Consider the following 15,355-nt stretch of genomic DNA (forward strand, 5'->3'; position numbering starts at 1 on the left):
TAAAATTTGTAGCATATTAACATTTTAGGAAGAAAATATCTTCAAAAGTGACACATGAATTCAAACGCGGGCTATCAGTCTGATTTTTCTCATTTGTTAATGTATCAGAGGTTGAAATGTTACTGAATGACTGCATTAAAATTATGGGTTCTGGCATGTTGTTGCTTGTAATGCCTGGCCCAACCAATACTCTTCTCCTTTTCTCAGGGTACGCCAGTGGTATCAGGCCAAGTATAAAAATGATTATTGCCGTATGGGGGGGATACTTTTGTGCAATCACCTTTTGGGGAGTTATTGTGAGTGTCTTAGCTCAACATGGCACGTTTTTACTCGGTATTATTAAATTATTATCAGCATTCTATGTCGCCTGGCTGGCTGTTAAAGTCTGGGGGTTTTCATTACAGTCTCGACCGACAAAAATTGGAATGAAAACCATATTTATTACCACTTTGTTTAACCCTAAATCATTCGTATTTGCGACATATATAATTCCTTCAATTGCTTTCAGAGAGCTTCAGTCTTTCACTGCCGCCATGCTGAGTGTTTTTGTCGCGCTATTGCCTCTTTCTTTTATATGGGTTGCCTGTGGGAAGGGGATAGCCAGGCAAGGCAAGCTGCAATCACGATTATGGCCAATGTTTTTTTATCGCGGTCTGTCGCTGGCGATGGCGAGTTTCGCTGCTTCTATGGTTTACCATTCCGTCGCTGTTTGATGCGAAAACCTAAGGATAACCATGAAAATTTGCTGGTATCAAACACAACGACTAATGAAAGTCTTACCCGATTACATCCATTTCACCGTATTGCGTTTCTCCCTGGATGGTGTGCTGGAGGATGCTTTCCGAGTTTATGATATACCGCTCCCGCGCCGGTTGGTGAACGCATCAGATCAACGCCGGGCTGAATATCTTGCTGGACGGATTGGCGCTCAAAAGTTACTACAACATTTCGATTCCTCGCTATGTGCGCCGCTGATGGCAGATGATCGCGCACCCTCATGGCCTTCTTCCTTTTGTGGGGCAATTTCTCACGATCGCGATTTTGCTTCTGCCGCCGTTATCAAAATGCACCATGGCCGGGTCGGAATAGATATTGAATCGCTCTCACCGAAAATAGCTCTCGATACGATAAGCCAGCGCATAGCCTCTGCCAGGGAAATTGACACATTGGCCAACTCCCGCGATTTGCTTTCGGACCACGTCCTGCCATTGCTTTTTTCTGCTAAAGAGAGTGCCTATAAGGCTTTCCCACGTGATCTTCAACAGCATCTGGACTTTCACAGTATTGAATTGCGCGAGATTGATCCCCACTTGCAGCAGTTTACTTTTAGCCTGACACTTACGCTTAATCATGAATATGAGGCGGGGTTTCGCTTTAACGGCTGGTATACTTTTCTGGGAAATCGGGTTCTGACCTTGGTTCATTTGCATTGACGGATATCGGTGACTCCAGACAATCTCCGCGCTCTTTGCGCCTTCCCTTCCCTTCGAAAAAAAGAAAAAATCTCAAACAAAATCAAGCATCTCCCCCATCAATTACAAAGACTTCAACCCATTTCCGATCACCAGAGTCGACTGATGAAGTCCTTAAAGCCCTGCAGGCTTTTCTGAGCTTGTAATTTATCCCGCAGAGCCCGTAAAATTTTCCGGCTACAAGTGAGCATCACGCCATTAACTGTTATTCCTCTCATGCTCAATGAGCCATTCTTTGCGTGAAATTCCCCCTCCATAACCCGTCATTGCTCCATCTTTACCAATTATCCTGTGGCAAGGGATCACAATCGCAATTCGGTTTGCACCATTAGCAGCAGCGACAGCGCGCACAGCATTTGGCTTATTCATCCGTAGTGAGATGGCCTGATAGTGTGAGGTCTGTCCATAGGGAACTGCCCGCAGCTCGCGCCAGACGGATTGTTGAAAATCACTCCCCGGGGCATCTACAGAGAGATCAAACTGTCGGCGCGTTCCGGCAAAATACTCGCTGACCTCTTTTACTGTCTGCCGGGTGTGGCTGTTTTCTCCGGTGACGATTCTGGCGTTAAATAAATGCTGAATATCGCGAAATTCTGTTTCTAACATCCGGCGATCGGTAAACTCCAGTAGACAAACTCCCCGCTCTGTCGCACAGACAAACATCGGCCCAAGCGTCGTGGTAAAACGGTGAATGACAATCACCTGAGTTGCCTGAGTCGGTGCTGCACCAGTCAGTCGCTTGTAGGTATAACCAAACCCGCTCAGGGATTCATAGCCGTTGTCCAGCGCAACGTCAATCGCCGTTCGTCCGCTTTTGAGCTCCTGCATGGCAACGTTCACCCGCTGCATTCGCTGGAAAGCCTGAAAAGTGATGCCGTGATGTTGCAGAAACCAGCGCCTTACCCGCTCCGGACTGATTCCATGCTGGCGAAGCTCCGCGTCTGCAACACGGGATTTAATATCGCGCCTGACAAGCGCAAGCGCCTGTTCAACAAATAATGGCGCGCTGTGCGCATTCTCAGCGGGTCTGCAGACCTTACAGGGCCGAAAGCCGGCTGCAAGGGCAGATTTGGCATCTTTATAAAATTCGACATTTTCACGTTTGGGCTTTCGCGCCCGACATACCGAAATGCAGAACACGCCAGTGGTTTTAACGCCGACAAAAAACACGCCAGTATATTCTGAAGCACGTTCAAGTAATGCCTGATACCAGATATCACATAAATTCTTATCGGTTATTTTCATCACCAAAAAGTCCTTCAAACGTCTGACGAGAACGGATCGCATGCATGACATCAGTCAGCGTTGACTGCATGGCTGAATGCACAAAATTGCCCATGGAAATGCGGCTTACTCCGGCCAGCTTCAGCCTGTCAAACGACGGAAGGTCGGGCATACACATGACATTAAGAGGCAAAGCCGTTGCCTCTGCAATGAGGCTGATGTCTTTCTCTGACGTCAGACAGGGAACAAAAAGGCCGTCAGCACCTGCAGCTTTATAACTTTGACCCCGTAATAGCGTCTCCTGCAACGCATCTACATGCCCGAGCAGGTAAGTGTCAGTCCGGATGTTCAGAAACAGGCTATGATTTTCGCTTCTTAGCGCATCGCATACTGTTCTTAGGGTACAGGTAAAATCAGGGGCATCGTCAAGCTGACGCACCCCGTTTATGACTCTGCTGTCTTCAAGGTTAACGCCTGCGACACCTGTCTGAGCAAGGCGCCTGAGATTGGCTGTTATCTCTTCGGCTGAATCACCATACCCTGCTTCCATGTCAACGCTCAATGGCAGCTTGCTGACAGCCTGGATACGGGTGACCATATAAAATAACGCATCAAATGGCATTCCCTGCCCGTCTTCATATCCCAGTGTGGACGCGATTGCTGCGCTGGACGTTCCCAATGCCTGATAACCTGCTTCTTGCGCTGCTACAGCACTGGCGGCATCCCAGACATTAGCGATAAGAAGTGGCTCATACTGGTTGTGGAGTTCTGCAAAGTTCATATCCATATCCTCTCGATAGATTGAAAATGAATCTAAGCAGTCAGCAAGAACGTCACAACCGAAATTCAGACGACCATTTTTTTAGCAAACGTCGTCTGAACCCGGGGTGAACCAGACCGAAACCTTTCAAGGTCGGGTTCAGGCTTTCAGCATGGCAAGAACCGCCCATCGTGCCGCATCGTCTGCGATATTTTTCGGCAGCGCATCAGCCCGCAGAGTGATATAAGCGTCAATAGCCTTTCTGATGGCAATGCTGACGGAGTCACGATCGTGCGTTGCCAGCGTGGATGCAAGCAGGCCATCAGGATCAAGGCCATGGAATTCAATGCGGCGAACCCCACGTTGCGGTAGATTTGCCCGACGGCACAGCATAGGTCCCAGCACTTGCTCGCGAAAGAATGACAGCATGCCAATCGCTTCAAAGAGTTCGCCCCTTCCCAGTTTCACCGCCGCATAATGAAGCCAGATCCATGCTCGGGACTCAAACCACTCTGGCGTCATGTCAGGCCATTGAGCACTATATTTTGCCAGTTGTTGTTCCAGAGCCAGGTGATCGCGGGTAAATAACACTGCAGGCTCCTCAACGCGTTGAGTGAGCATGTCCAGTGTGACAAATTTCAGATCGACATGGAGGAGTTCAGGACCATACAGGCATATAAGCAGACGAGGCTCTCCGACATGTTCGCCGGTGAAGGCATGCAGCAGATGCCCCAGTGTTCCGGCGAACTCAATACGCTGCGCCATGATCTCGTCATAGCAGAGAGGGTCTACCACAACGACAAAATCGAGATCGGAGTAAATATCGAACCCGCCATGAATAAGCGAGCCGCCAGCGAGAAGAGAGTGAATTCGCGAATCAGCCTGAATTTTAAGCTTGAGTTGCTCTGCAAAACTTCTGTGTAAATCGGGTAATGTACTTAGCATACTTTTTCCTGTTCACAAAAAAGACAAAGCATTACAGAATATCGAGCTCTTTATATAAGGGCCAGATATTTTTTGCAGGAACAGTCTTGTCCCTGAGGAGTTTACTCGCTTAGCCATAAAGCAATCTCTTAGATATGAAGGGCATAGTTATGTTCTGACTGCCGGGCACGCAGTGAGCTTTGTCTGTCTGCAGGCACGATATCGTGATTCATCACTTCAGCGAGTGTTGAATCTGTTTTTGCTCAGCCATAACTGTTATTGTTTTATATAATTTAAGCAGGAGCATTCAACGTTCAGGAGTGATGGGTGATAGATGCGCAACAGGAAGCGAAACTTCGTTCATACGGGTTTACTGATAAAAACATTACAGCTTTGCGTGCCGTACTTGAAGATCCGAAACGTAAAGATCGGACTCTGCATTCACTTTTAGTTGAGCTAAAACGACGCTTCTACACGTCCTGGATCATTGTCATTGGTTTACTGTTTTTTGCTACCTATGCCACTATCACTAATGATTATGATAATGGTTGGGTTTATTTCGCAACAATTATCGTTTTATCTCTTTTTATACTGGGAATGGCCCCGCTGTCTGTTTCATGGAAGGCGGTGAAATTTTTACGCAACGAAGATTAACTCTCCTTTCTGCCTGGCGAGCAAACTCTTGTTCATCGGTATTATAGGTTTTCCCATTTTATAAAGTTTATGGGCTAATTTTTTCACCTTTAATAGCCTATGTCGGCCCTGTCATCAAATACGATGAGGCGTTACATTAAAACTATTTTCATGCGTTCAATATAAAAAGCATAAAAACATTTCTGTAATTACAGGGATGACTAATGAATGTTGCATTCAAAAAATTGTATAGTGTTTATATAAGGAGAAAATTAGCCAGAGATATTATCTCTACCGCGTTGTTCGTCATGATGAGGTGCTGAATAGGATTCACATACCCCGCCGTTGCTGGAGCAATGCAGAATGATCAGAGAGCCTTTTCTACTGCTCTTGCTTCGCTGCAAGGAAAGGCGTCAAATTTTGCAGCACATTGTATACAGGACTCGCGTGTCAGACAGCAGTATTTGCGCGATATTCTGAAAATGTCTGCTGAGTTTGTGCAAGCAGTGGTAGCCACGGGTGTGTGCGCAGCAACTGCACCCGTTTGTATTGGTGTTGCGGCATTAGTGGGCGGAATTCTTGCGTCGATTGGAACAGACCTCCTGTTCGGAACCGTGTATGTTTCACCGCAAGGGAGAAATTAAAATGCATTTGACTGAAACCCAGCTGATCGCCCGCGTCCCCGTCTGGCACGCCTTATCAGAACTTTTTACCGGGCGCGAACTCCAGGAGTATGACTATCAATGGATGGCAGAGGTGCTGAAAAAATCCGGATTAAACCGGGAAGAGATCTTCAGAATTGTGGATGAGGAAGTCGCCCCTGCTCTACAGGCTAACCTGCTTTACAACCCAACGCCGGTGATGGACGGTTGGTCAGAAGAAGACATCAAACGGCTTGTGACAGCGTATTTGAACAGAAAGCCGACAATTATCGAACGCATCATTCCGGCCCGGGTACTGTTAAAACAACGGCGCAAACACATCAGCAAGGAACTTAACAGGCTATCCGCTGAGCTTGATAACGGCTTGTCATAAGTTATAAAGCGAGATGATGACCAAAGAACGTTACTAGCACAGGTCTTCTCGCACAAACAAAAAACCCGCACACCTCAGGTATGCGGGCTTTTTTATACCAGCAAGGTCACTCTTACTCGGCGACCACAAACCCCGGCAGATCGGCATCGAAGTAGTTGTGATACATATTCATCACCTCGGGATTACGGAAGCTGTAGGTTTTCAGCAGCCAGCGTTTTTCCGCTGAGTATGGATCTCTCACCTGGATGATTTCCCGGTTGTGTAAAGAGTCCTGATTGGCGAAGGAGAACAGGTCGCCTTTGTTAATAGCAACGCGGCCTTTTGCCGCTTTGGTGATGGCCACCTTAAGGTCAATTAATGCTTTGATCGCCTCTGCTGGCGCATCCGGAGAATACGTTGTGCGTGTGTCGTAGTAACGGAAAGTATGAATATTCTCCAGGATCGGATGCAGTTCAGAATCAATCTGGCTGGCGTTCGAGTCGCGAGAGTATTCATCAAAAGGGGTAATAAAAAGTGGCTTTCGTAACCACTCCTGGGATTCAGCCTTTAAATTATCCAGAATCGCTTTACCGTCCAGGTAGCCGGTAAAAATCAGGTTTTCTTCGCTGCAACGCATGCCTAATAAGCTGAGAAAATCAGCGCGTACCGGGTGAGCGGTGCGATCGTTGTGGTAATAAAGTTCGCCGTCCGTTTTTTGCGTTTGAGTGTTGCTGTATTTTTTGTCGGCATAAACATCATGGAAAAAATCACCGTTGTTGCGCGTACGGTAGGCCAGTAACGGGGAGTCGGTGAGCTGAGCGAACAGCTCCAGCAGCGCCTCTCCTACAAAGGTGAGCTTTTTGGCGTACTTATCGTTAACGGGATTGGACTGATCAAATTCTGGAATGATGGTGTCGAGTGGTACGTTTTTTAATAAATGCGCGTTAATGCCTTGATCCTTGCGCTCTTGCCTGACGCGCTCGCAGGCCTGAACAAAAAAAGTGGGCACCAGACCATTTTCAATGAGTTCGGTGATGGACTGCTTGAAGAGTTTGTAGTCTGTATACGGGCTGATGGTGACACGGCTGATAAGTTTTGATAGCTCATCTTTTTGAAGATCGTTAAACTCTAGCTGGGTGATCATAGTTTGATTGCCTTATGTACGCTCAAAACAGACGCTGCACCCTGAGAAAGTAAGGCGTCTTGTTTTGAGTCTTATGGTTGTATTGGATTAAATCTTTCCTGTTTGCCTTGCGTAAGCGAACAAGCCACCGGCGGCGACAATGTTCGCAAGTTCCCCTACCGGAGCGGTTTTCAGAGTCCCATCAGCAGTACCAATCTGATGAGCGTCTAAATCGATTTCAATGGTATCCCCCGTTTTCAGTGCACGGATATCACAGCCTTCATTCAGCGTGACGGGCATGATTTGCCCCGTGGATACACAGTTGCGGAAAAATATGCGGGCGAACGACTGGGCGACGACGGCCTTCACGCCGGATGCCCCCAGAGCCACCACCGCATGCTCGCGCGATGAGCCACAGCCGAAATTTTTCCCGGCCACAATAAAGTCATACCCTGCTCGCTGCGTCTGCGGATTGATAAACGGCAGCGCCCCTTCCGGCAGTCCGCACATGGCGAGCGTTGCCAGCTCTTCACGCCCCTCGGCAGACGCCGGGTTAATTTTCAAATATTCAGCCGTTAATATCTGGTCGGTATCGATATTGTCGCCTAACACATAAACTGTACCGCGCATTACGTTATTAATAGTCATTAGTTAAGTACCGTTCTGGATTAGTAATAAAACCGGTCACTGCCGCAGCAGCCACTGCATAAGGTGAGGCCAGATAAATCATCGCGCCTTTATTTCCCATCCGCCCCACAAAATTACGGTTGGTGGTGGAGATCACGCTTATCGGATCCCTGACTCTCCCAAAGGTGTCCGCTGGCCCGCCACAGCAAGCCGCGCAGCCGGGTTCAGAAGATAATTTAACGCCAGCCCGGGTCAGGATTTCATACACGGATCGGCCCTTCACCTGGGTGGTGATCAGATTATGAAAAACCTCTTTGGTCGCGGGAACGGCGTAGGTTGGGATGGCCACCTTGCGCTGCCACAGTATTTCCGCAGCAGCGATAAAATCATCCGTTTTACCGCCCGTGCAGGAGCCAATATAGGCTTGCGAAATGGCAATATTTTCCAGCTGTGCCACTGCCACCACATTATCCGGGGAGTGTGGCCGCGCAATCACGCTGGTTAATGCTGAGACGTCAATATCAATCGTGCGGACGTAATGCGCATTTTCATCAGGCGTCACCACGGAATACGGGACGGTGGTTCTGGTCGCCAGGTAATCCAGCGTGGCCTGGTTTGGCACCATAATGCCGTTTTTAGCCCCGCACTCCACAACCATATTGCACATCGTCATTCGCTCTTCGACCGATAATTCATCGATGACGTTGCCGGTAAATTCAATGGCATTATAGGTCGCCCCTTCCACACCCAGCTCTTTCATTAACACCAGAATTAAATCTTTCGCCTGAACGCTTTTCGCTTTTTTACCGTAGTAATTCACTTTTATGGTGGCGGGAACCATCAACGGGATCTCCCCCGTACCCAGGGCATACGCCCCGTCGGTGATCCCCACGCCAATGGCGAAGGTGCCAAAGGCCCCGGCGGTCACAGTGTGAGAATCGGTCCCTAACAACACCTCTCCCGGCCGGGTGTGTCCCCCTTCCGCCAGGCCAATATGACACACGCCTTTATAGTCCGGGGTGCCCACATCATAAAAATGGGTAATATTTTGCGCTTTTGCGAATTCCCGCATTACCCGAATATTTTGATTCGCCTGCGGGTCGGCGGAATAAACAAAGTGGTCAGGGATCATAATAAAGCGATCCGGGTTCCAGACTTTTGCCTCTTCACCAAATTCTTTTTTAAATACGCTGGCGACGCCAGGCGTGCAGGGATCGTGGGACATTAATACATCAACATTCACGAAAAGCACTTCCCCCGGTGAAACATGCGATCTCTTGCTGGCTCTGGCGATTATTTTTTCGGTTAACGTCATCCCCGGCTTTATATTTACCGACGCATAATCATCAGTTTCGTGAATATTCATTTTTCTCTCCTCTTTATCTGATGGGGAAATTACACCGTACAGAGGAGGGGCTTTCAACGGGAATCCGTTATTCGTCAGATTAGTTTCATTTTGCGTATGAATTGTTCCTCAGGTGGAACTGTGCTCCCCGCTGCGCAAATTCTTTAAGTAAAGCAGTGCAGATATGCATACCACCAGAATATAGATCAGGCAGAAGATCAGCATCAGCGTGGAAAAGTCCCGGCTCACCAGCAGCCACGCCCCAACGGCCAGTAAAAAAGCATTGGCCAGCCCGAAATCACGCTCCATGCGCCCGAACACGCGCATACGTTCATCCGGGGTATTGGCAGAGAGATCGAGGTTAGCAAGCGTGACGGGCCGGATCGTCCCGGAGCCAAACCCCAGCAGCACCAGCGCCAGCAGCCCGGAGACAAAATAGTCCATGCCTCTCGCTGCAAGCCATTCATTGCTGGCAAAAAGCCCCAGCGCCGCCGTCATAAAAAGGCTTGTCGTCGCCAGTAACGCCGTTACCCCAAACCGTGCGATAAACGGCCCGGCTATTTTGATCGCTCCCCAGGACGAGAGCGTAAAGCAGCTCAGCACGGCACCGAAAAGCAGCGGGTCGACATTCACCATAATAAAGTAGAACGGGATAAAACCGATGAACGGCGCCAGCGTAAAAGCGCGTGAAATGGAATAGAACAGCATCCAGAAGAGCTGGTCCCCTCTGGGCGAAAAAGAGACCCGCTCAACAGGCCGGGCAGGTTCGGGCTCTGCCTCCTGCACGCGAATCAACGCCACGCATCCGGAGGAGATAACGCTCACCACAATGGCGGCGATAAACGGCCACTGGGGGTTGTAGTCAAACAGAATACTCCCCAGCGATCCGGCGATCAGGGTGGCAATAAACATCCCGCTTTGCGACGTGGTCTGGATCTGCATAAACCGGTGCTGATCGCCTGCGGTGAGCTGGCGCAGCAGGGCCGCATCCGTGGTCAGCGCAATGGTAAATCCCGCGCCGCCAAGCAGCTGCGACACCACCAGCAGAGGGAGGCTGACCTCACTTTGCCGGGTGCTCCAGAGCATCAGCGCCATTCCCAGCGCCTTCATCAGTTCGCCTGCAATCACCGTCTGTCTGGGTGACAAAAAGCGCAGCAGCCAGCCGGGTATGCCGCTGCTGAAGGTGCTGGTCAATCCATACAGCGCCAGCAGGAAAATAATCCGGTACATCCCCATGTCTATTGTCCAGAAATGGAGCAACAAGACGGGAAGATGGAAATAGCAACGGGAAATAATACGGTAGGCCAGGAACAGGCCATGGTTGCCAGACCCGGGATGTAACCGGCGCGTCGTCATGACGCCAGCATCGCCATAATATCCATATCTCCCGCACGAAGGATTTTAATCTCCTTCTCCAGTAACGAGACGATGGTGCTGGAGACCGTTGTCACCGGACGCTGGACTGCGGGCAGAATATAGCCCACACGGTCGCCAAACGTCTGGCGGGCGGCATCAATGTCGATCAGGCAGTCAGACTCCACGCCGGAAAGATTGGCAGAACTCATTCCCAGCGGGCGGCCAAACAGCGCAATCACCTCTCGCAACACGCTCTGATGATTGCACACCAGAGAGATGGAGTCCGGCTTCAGATAGGGGTTCTGCGGCACATTGTCCGATGCCGGAACCACCACATTCAGCGCGCCGGGCATGGCACCAATCAGTTTGTCGAGCGCAGCGCGGTGCTGGACCTTATCGACGGCGATGTAATCCCATGCCTGCGCCGGTTCCGCGACGAAAAGCGTCAGCGGTTTCTGTCGTTCGCGTTTTTTGAGATCGTAAATTTTCTGGCAGGCGTCAATATTCCACGGGTCTGCCGCCAGGGCGTAATTCGTGTCCGTGGGGACCAGAACCACCTCGCCGCGCTTCAGGGCGGCGACCGTATTGTGTATATGCTGCATCTCTTTTCCTGTTTAAATGTTGACGGTTACGCTACGGCCCGCGAGACAGAAACTGGCGGGATCCGGCACGTCTTTCCAGTCGATATCGATATGTGCAGTCAACACTTTTACGGGCAACTGCCGGCGCGCGATTTCAGGCGGGGGCTGTACGTCCCTCTCCCCTACCGCCACGCGTCCACTCCCTGCGCGGAGGGTTCTTATCGTTCCTTTCCAGCGCGTGGCGGATGCGGTGGTCAGACGCACCGTTACCGCCATCCCCGGGCGCAGACTGCCGGCGTCAGCCTCATCAAAAAACGCCTCAACCCAGCGAGTGCGGCAATCCAGAATGCGCACAATCGGGGTGCCGTTCTGAACGCTCGCACCACTCTCCTCCGTCACGTCCCAGATCACGCCGTCCGTGCTGCTGTTGAGCGCCGCCTGCTGACGGGAGTGAAGGAGCGCAGCGACTTCCTGAATGCTTTGCGTCGTCGCCTGCTTGCGAGCAATCAGCTGTAGCTTCTCCTGCTGCATATTCTCGATTGTGAGCGACATATCGCGCTGATTCTGCTGTGGCGCATCCAGCGTTCTTGGCCCTGTCAGCTGAAGGCCGGATTTAGCGGCATTCACGTCCAGTAAACGCTGACGCAGCTCGGCTGCTTTCGCCTCCTGGCTGGCCTGCAACACCCGCGTGTTGTTCTTACGCTCTTCATACTCCATGCGGCTGATGAAACGCTGCTGGTAGAGATTTTCATAGCGCTGAAGCTGCTGTCGGGAGAAGGCAGTTTGCGCCGTAATTGCGCTCAGCTCCTCCTTCAGTTGTACAAACGTGGCAGCCGATTGTTTCTCACCTAACTGCTGCTGCATCCTGCTCTCGGCGAGGTACTGCTGCCGCTGCTGCTGATAAACCTGCAGTCGTTGATCGATCCCCGAAATTTGCTTGTCGAGTTCAGCAAGCTGGATCTCCAGCGCGCTGCGCTGGGCCACCAGGCCGGGGATCTGGTCGTTCGCCTGCGTGGTGACCACATTTCCCAGCGATTGCCGGGCCCGGACCGCCTGTCCCGGCGCGATGTTCTTCGCCAGCACCAGCTGTCCCGGCAGCGGGGAGAGCACCGTGGATATTCGGCCATTGATAAAGGCCTCCTTGCTGGAGACCCCCATTCCCGCAAAAAACAGCAGAACAATGGCCACCAGCACGCCACCCGCCACGCCCCATTTGAGCAGGCTATACCGGGCGAAAACCGCTCTGATTCGGTTAATCACACACGCCTCATTAACGCTTATACAGCGTGACGACGCTGGCTTTCTCAAGGGTATGCATGTTGATGAGGAAACGTATCACCGCGTTTGGCAGATCCGGCGTTACGCCCAGGTCATCGCAGCTCAGGGCGTGCAGGGTGAAGATATAGCGGTGCGGAATATCCCCCTCTGGCGGGCAGCAACCGCCGTAGCCAGGCGCGCCAAAATCGGAGCTAGCGTGTTTGATGTCGGGTGTGTTCGCCGGGTTTCCCGCGTCTGCCGCAAGCCCGGTCAGGCTGGCAGGAATGTTATACGCCACCCAGTGCCAGAAACCGCTGCCCGTTGGCGCATCAGGATCGTACGCGGTTACGGCAAAACTTTTGGTTCCCTGCGGGACATTTTCCCAGGACAAGGCGGGCGAGACATTATCGCCATTCCCCCCAAAATTATGATATTCGTTCGCTTTGGAGAGAAAAGCGTAGTCACTTAAACCTGCAATAGATACTTTCATAGCGTTAACCTCTGTTTAAAAATCGGTATTTACCGGTGGGTTGTTCTATTGGTAACCGATTGAAAGCAAAACCGGTAACAGAATTAACCAACCCGGCATATTGCCCAGGAATAACGCGATATTGTTCCAACACTGAAACAATGCGGTGAAAATTTCTCTGCTGATTGCGAAGCCTCTTATTACACGACATCCTTTCCCTAAATTTATGACACCAGTGCGGTGCAGGGAGAATTGAATGATGAATAAGAAAGTCGCGTGGAATGGTCAGGTTCAGCCGGAAGCGATTAACGTATTATCGGCTGAAGGCGGAATGATTGTTTGCCCTACGAAAGTGGGTTATATCATTATGACCTCAGATAAAGAGGGGCTGGAGAGAAAATTCGAAGCCAAACAGCGAAACCGTAATAAACCCGGCGTGGTATTGTGCGGCAGTATGGAACAGCTGAAATCGCTGGCGGAGATGAACCCGGAAATCGAGGCATTTTATCAGGCCCACTGGGATGCAGACGTATTACTGGGCTGTATTTTACCGTGGCGAGAAGATGCCATCGCCAGATTACCCGATAACGGCCTCAAAGAGCTGATGATGGACGGCAGAAAAACCAGCTGCTTCGTGATTAAATTTGGCAAACCCGGCGAAATGATTGCTAAAGAGCTGTGGGAAAATCATCAGAAATTCTCTTTTGCCAGCTCGGCGAATCCGTCAGGAAAAGGCAACCGCGGCATGGTGGAATTCATTGGGGAACGCATCGAATCGCGTGCAGACTTAATTATTTGTGCCAACGAGTACGTTAAGTCTATTCAGCCTGATGAAACCCAGGAGAGTCGCTATGAACAAGGCGTGATGGTGTCCATGGTGGACAGCGAAGGGAAACTGGTCCCTGAACAGGGTAGTGCCAGAAAAGTGACCCCTTGCCCGGTATTAATTCGCAAAGGTCTCGACGTGAATAAAATTATTAATTTCATGTCCGCCCAGTTTAATACCTGGGACTATCGCCACGGCGATTACTATTAATTTTTGGGTTTAACCGCGTCACAGGGATATCGATAATCATGTCATTTATAGACAAGGCCATTACCGTATTGCGTAATAGCGGGATCATCCTGATCCCTACCGATACCCACTTTGCCCTGGCAGCCGATCCTTACAGCCCGGATGCCGTGGAAAAACTGACGCTGTTAAAAAGATCGCCCTGTACCAGAGAGATGACGTTTTGCTTCTGCGAACTGGCGGACATATGGGAATGGGTGGATGTCAGCCCGTGGCAAAGAAGCAAAATTGAAATGCTCAGCCGGGCCTGCTGGCCCGGCACCCTTAAAATCAGCCTGCGAAAGAAACAGCGCGCCGATTTTCTTCCCGGCGCAGGCGATATACTCCCGGTCGTCTGCGTGAAAAACAGTCAGATGCGAACCATCATCAGCCGCTTAGGCAGGCCGCTGGTGGTGATCCCGGCAGGGTATCCGCAGGATGAGGGCGATCTTGTCAGTTTTACGCTCGCCCGGGAAGACATGGGAGACTGTGTCGATCTGGTTGTCCCGTCCAACTGCAAAAACCCCAGCCGTACCGCCACCACGCATATCTCTTTGCTGGATGACAAAGTCTCGATCCTGCGTCATGGCGAGCTGGATATCAGTAGCCTGCTTTGACCTCGGCCCCGGCGATCAGCTGCTGAAGTTCGTCGCTAAAGCGTTTAATGCCTGAGGTCATCGTGTTTTTATTTTTGGACAGTAGCCACACTTTATATTCATCCATCTGCCAGCCGGGTAAAAGCCGGACCAGTTTCCCGGTGGCGAGACTTTCTCGCGCAATGTAATTGGGCAAGTAAGCAATGCCGAGGCCGGAAAGCGCCATGCTGATCAGCGCCACGCTGTTGTTGCTTCTGAAGCGGCTATGAACGTCGATATTGACCTTCTGTTTCTCTTTTCTGAACGGCAGCGAAACCGTACGCGCCACACCGCGAAACAGAATGTAGTTGTGGGCCGGGAGATCGCCCGGCGTCAGGACAGGACGCATCCGGGCGATACAGTCAGGGGTGGCATAAAGCCCCCACTGGATGGAGCATAAAAATTTGGTGTGCTCATGGGTTGGCGTATCCTGCGCCACAATGATCGAGAGATCGTACTGGCTCTCTTTGATATCCACCGCTTTATCCGATAAATCGAGATCGGCGTTGGCCATAATATTTCGTTCTAAGTACGCATTTAATGCTGGCACAACATACTCTTTTCCGAACGTCACCGGGGCAAGTATTTTTATTGTCCCCGCTGGTTCCTCATAATAATCCCGTATAAAGCGTTCTGCGGCGCGCAGTTCATTCAATATTTTGAAGCAGTGCTGATAGTAGCTCAGCCCCAGCTCCGTAATCTCTATTTTCCGGGTGGTGCGCTTAAGCAGCATTGCACCAATACGTTTTTCCAGCGTTGAAATATCCCGGCTAACTGATGACTTCGACATTCCCAAAGAGAGTGCGGCCTCGGTGAAGCTCAGGGTTTCGACGACACGCGCGAAAACCACCATCGGAATTAAATTCTCGATTTTTTCCATTCTA

General features: G+C 50.7%; 17 protein-coding genes. 6 read left to right on the plus strand and 11 right to left on the minus strand.

The features are described 5' to 3' along the window. Positions 1-116 precede the first annotated feature (116 nt). Together ACMWKA_RS18270 and ACMWKA_RS18275 are read left to right on the plus strand one after the other, a co-directional pair. Entirely contained in the window at positions 117-713 is a 597-nt protein-coding gene (locus ACMWKA_RS18270) for a LysE family translocator (protein WP_414760480.1), read from the plus strand. A 21-nt stretch (positions 714-734) separates the two neighbouring features. Further along, the gene (locus ACMWKA_RS18275; protein ID WP_072049940.1) at positions 735-1,433 is read left to right on the plus strand and encodes a 4'-phosphopantetheinyl transferase family protein; all 699 of its coding nucleotides are present in this window, start codon (positions 735-737) and stop codon (positions 1,431-1,433) included. 237 nt (positions 1,434-1,670) lie between these two features. Here the strand turns inward: ACMWKA_RS18275 and ACMWKA_RS18280 are convergent, their stop codons facing one another. The 3 genes from ACMWKA_RS18280 to ACMWKA_RS18290 all read right to left on the minus strand — a co-directional run bounded on the left by ACMWKA_RS18280 (position 1,671) and on the right by ACMWKA_RS18290 (position 4,401). Further along, positions 1,671-2,717, minus strand: coding sequence for a bifunctional transcriptional activator/DNA repair enzyme AdaA (locus tag ACMWKA_RS18280; RefSeq protein WP_045294723.1), 1,047 nt, complete (start codon positions 2,715-2,717; stop codon positions 1,671-1,673). Continuing rightward, positions 2,701-3,477, minus strand: coding sequence for an isocitrate lyase/PEP mutase family protein (locus ACMWKA_RS18285; RefSeq protein ID WP_414760481.1), 777 nt, complete (start codon positions 3,475-3,477; stop codon positions 2,701-2,703). The genes ACMWKA_RS18280 and ACMWKA_RS18285 overlap by 17 nt, the downstream gene beginning before the upstream one ends. A gap of 138 nt (positions 3,478-3,615) precedes the next feature. After that, positions 3,616-4,401 carry a hypothetical protein gene (locus ACMWKA_RS18290; protein ID WP_013098371.1) on the minus strand — a complete coding sequence of 262 codons (786 nt, stop codon included), beginning with the start codon at positions 4,399-4,401 and terminating at the stop codon, positions 3,616-3,618. Between the two features lie 306 nt (positions 4,402-4,707). Here ACMWKA_RS18290 and ACMWKA_RS18295 point away from each other — a divergent pair, with 306 nt between their 5' ends. Both ACMWKA_RS18295 and ACMWKA_RS18300 read left to right on the plus strand, forming a co-directional pair. Next, entirely contained in the window at positions 4,708-5,034 is a 327-nt protein-coding gene (locus ACMWKA_RS18295; RefSeq protein ID WP_045294725.1) for a hypothetical protein, read from the plus strand. A gap of 624 nt (positions 5,035-5,658) precedes the next feature. Further along, on the plus strand, positions 5,659-6,048 hold the full coding sequence (locus tag ACMWKA_RS18300) for a hypothetical protein (RefSeq protein ID WP_045294727.1): 390 nt from the start codon (positions 5,659-5,661) through the stop codon (positions 6,046-6,048). Between the two features lie 112 nt (positions 6,049-6,160). On the opposite strand, the gene ACMWKA_RS18305 is transcribed toward ACMWKA_RS18300, so the two are convergent. The 7 genes from ACMWKA_RS18305 to ACMWKA_RS18335 all read right to left on the minus strand — a co-directional run bounded on the left by ACMWKA_RS18305 (position 6,161) and on the right by ACMWKA_RS18335 (position 12,806). Then, complete coding sequence (locus tag ACMWKA_RS18305) at positions 6,161-7,171, minus strand: TauD/TfdA family dioxygenase (protein ID WP_013098374.1); 1,011 nt, start codon at positions 7,169-7,171, stop codon at positions 6,161-6,163. Between the two features lie 87 nt (positions 7,172-7,258). Beyond that, positions 7,259-7,798 (minus strand): 3-isopropylmalate dehydratase, encoded by a 540-nt coding sequence (locus ACMWKA_RS18310; RefSeq protein ID WP_194500350.1) that lies wholly within the window; start codon positions 7,796-7,798, stop codon positions 7,259-7,261. Further along, the gene (locus ACMWKA_RS18315; RefSeq protein WP_029882099.1) at positions 7,788-9,143 is read right to left on the minus strand and encodes a 3-isopropylmalate dehydratase large subunit; all 1,356 of its coding nucleotides are present in this window, start codon (positions 9,141-9,143) and stop codon (positions 7,788-7,790) included. Before ACMWKA_RS18315 ends, ACMWKA_RS18310 begins: the two co-directional genes overlap by 11 nt. Positions 9,144-9,251: 108 nt before the next feature. Beyond that, positions 9,252-10,478 (minus strand): MFS transporter, encoded by a 1,227-nt coding sequence (locus ACMWKA_RS18320; RefSeq protein WP_414760482.1) that lies wholly within the window; start codon positions 10,476-10,478, stop codon positions 9,252-9,254. Then, entirely contained in the window at positions 10,475-11,080 is a 606-nt protein-coding gene (locus tag ACMWKA_RS18325; RefSeq protein WP_023620866.1) for an L-threonylcarbamoyladenylate synthase, read from the minus strand. The genes ACMWKA_RS18320 and ACMWKA_RS18325 overlap by 4 nt, the downstream gene beginning before the upstream one ends. A gap of 12 nt (positions 11,081-11,092) precedes the next feature. Then, positions 11,093-12,319 (minus strand): HlyD family secretion protein, encoded by a 1,227-nt coding sequence (locus tag ACMWKA_RS18330; RefSeq protein ID WP_045901484.1) that lies wholly within the window; start codon positions 12,317-12,319, stop codon positions 11,093-11,095. A gap of 10 nt (positions 12,320-12,329) precedes the next feature. Beyond that, a complete protein-coding gene (locus ACMWKA_RS18335) occupies positions 12,330-12,806 on the minus strand; it encodes a YbhB/YbcL family Raf kinase inhibitor-like protein (RefSeq protein WP_062729677.1) in 477 nt (158 codons plus the stop codon). A 235-nt stretch (positions 12,807-13,041) separates the two neighbouring features. On the opposite strand from ACMWKA_RS18335, the gene ACMWKA_RS18340 reads away from it, so the two are divergent. Both ACMWKA_RS18340 and ACMWKA_RS18345 read left to right on the plus strand, forming a co-directional pair. Then, positions 13,042-13,821, plus strand: a complete 780-nt coding sequence (locus ACMWKA_RS18340) for an L-threonylcarbamoyladenylate synthase (RefSeq protein ID WP_023620864.1) — start codon at positions 13,042-13,044, stop codon at positions 13,819-13,821. Positions 13,822-13,859: 38 nt separating this feature from the next. Then, positions 13,860-14,453: an L-threonylcarbamoyladenylate synthase gene (locus ACMWKA_RS18345; protein ID WP_013098382.1), complete on the plus strand. Its 594-nt coding sequence runs from the start codon at positions 13,860-13,862 to the stop codon at positions 14,451-14,453. Here the strand turns inward: ACMWKA_RS18345 and ACMWKA_RS18350 are convergent. Continuing rightward, positions 14,437-15,351 carry a LysR family transcriptional regulator gene (locus ACMWKA_RS18350; protein ID WP_414760483.1) on the minus strand — a complete coding sequence of 305 codons (915 nt, stop codon included), beginning with the start codon at positions 15,349-15,351 and terminating at the stop codon, positions 14,437-14,439. The genes ACMWKA_RS18345 and ACMWKA_RS18350 overlap by 17 nt on opposite strands. Positions 15,352-15,355: the final 4 nt, after the last annotated feature.

Source organism: Enterobacter sp. 03-F-07-AD-ECC (genome assembly GCF_047530935.1).
GTDB classification, from domain to species: domain Bacteria; phylum Pseudomonadota; class Gammaproteobacteria; order Enterobacterales; family Enterobacteriaceae; genus Enterobacter; species Enterobacter cloacae.

Bases quoted from the DNA above. Each gene is read 5' to 3' on its own strand.
- ACMWKA_RS18270 (WP_414760480.1), top strand. From the start codon at position 117: ATGTTACTGAATGACTGCATTAAAATTATGGGTTCTGGCATGTTGTTG.
- ACMWKA_RS18275 (WP_072049940.1), top strand. From the start codon at position 735: ATGAAAATTTGCTGGTATCAAACACAACGACTAATGAAAGTCTTACCC.
- ACMWKA_RS18280 (WP_045294723.1), bottom strand. From the start codon at position 2,717: ATGAAAATAACCGATAAGAATTTATGTGATATCTGGTATCAGGCATTA.
- ACMWKA_RS18285 (WP_414760481.1), bottom strand. From the start codon at position 3,477: ATGAACTTTGCAGAACTCCACAACCAGTATGAGCCACTTCTTATCGCT.
- ACMWKA_RS18290 (WP_013098371.1), bottom strand. From the start codon at position 4,401: ATGCTAAGTACATTACCCGATTTACACAGAAGTTTTGCAGAGCAACTC.
- ACMWKA_RS18300 (WP_045294727.1), top strand. From the start codon at position 5,659: ATGCATTTGACTGAAACCCAGCTGATCGCCCGCGTCCCCGTCTGGCAC.
- ACMWKA_RS18305 (WP_013098374.1), bottom strand. From the start codon at position 7,171: ATGATCACCCAGCTAGAGTTTAACGATCTTCAAAAAGATGAGCTATCA.
- ACMWKA_RS18310 (WP_194500350.1), bottom strand. From the start codon at position 7,798: ATGACTATTAATAACGTAATGCGCGGTACAGTTTATGTGTTAGGCGAC.
- ACMWKA_RS18315 (WP_029882099.1), bottom strand. From the start codon at position 9,143: ATGAATATTCACGAAACTGATGATTATGCGTCGGTAAATATAAAGCCG.
- ACMWKA_RS18320 (WP_414760482.1), bottom strand. From the start codon at position 10,478: ATGACGACGCGCCGGTTACATCCCGGGTCTGGCAACCATGGCCTGTTC.
- ACMWKA_RS18325 (WP_023620866.1), bottom strand. From the start codon at position 11,080: ATGCAGCATATACACAATACGGTCGCCGCCCTGAAGCGCGGCGAGGTG.
- ACMWKA_RS18335 (WP_062729677.1), bottom strand. From the start codon at position 12,806: ATGAAAGTATCTATTGCAGGTTTAAGTGACTACGCTTTTCTCTCCAAA.
- ACMWKA_RS18340 (WP_023620864.1), top strand. From the start codon at position 13,042: ATGATGAATAAGAAAGTCGCGTGGAATGGTCAGGTTCAGCCGGAAGCG.
- ACMWKA_RS18345 (WP_013098382.1), top strand. From the start codon at position 13,860: ATGTCATTTATAGACAAGGCCATTACCGTATTGCGTAATAGCGGGATC.
- ACMWKA_RS18350 (WP_414760483.1), bottom strand. From the start codon at position 15,351: ATGGAAAAAATCGAGAATTTAATTCCGATGGTGGTTTTCGCGCGTGTC.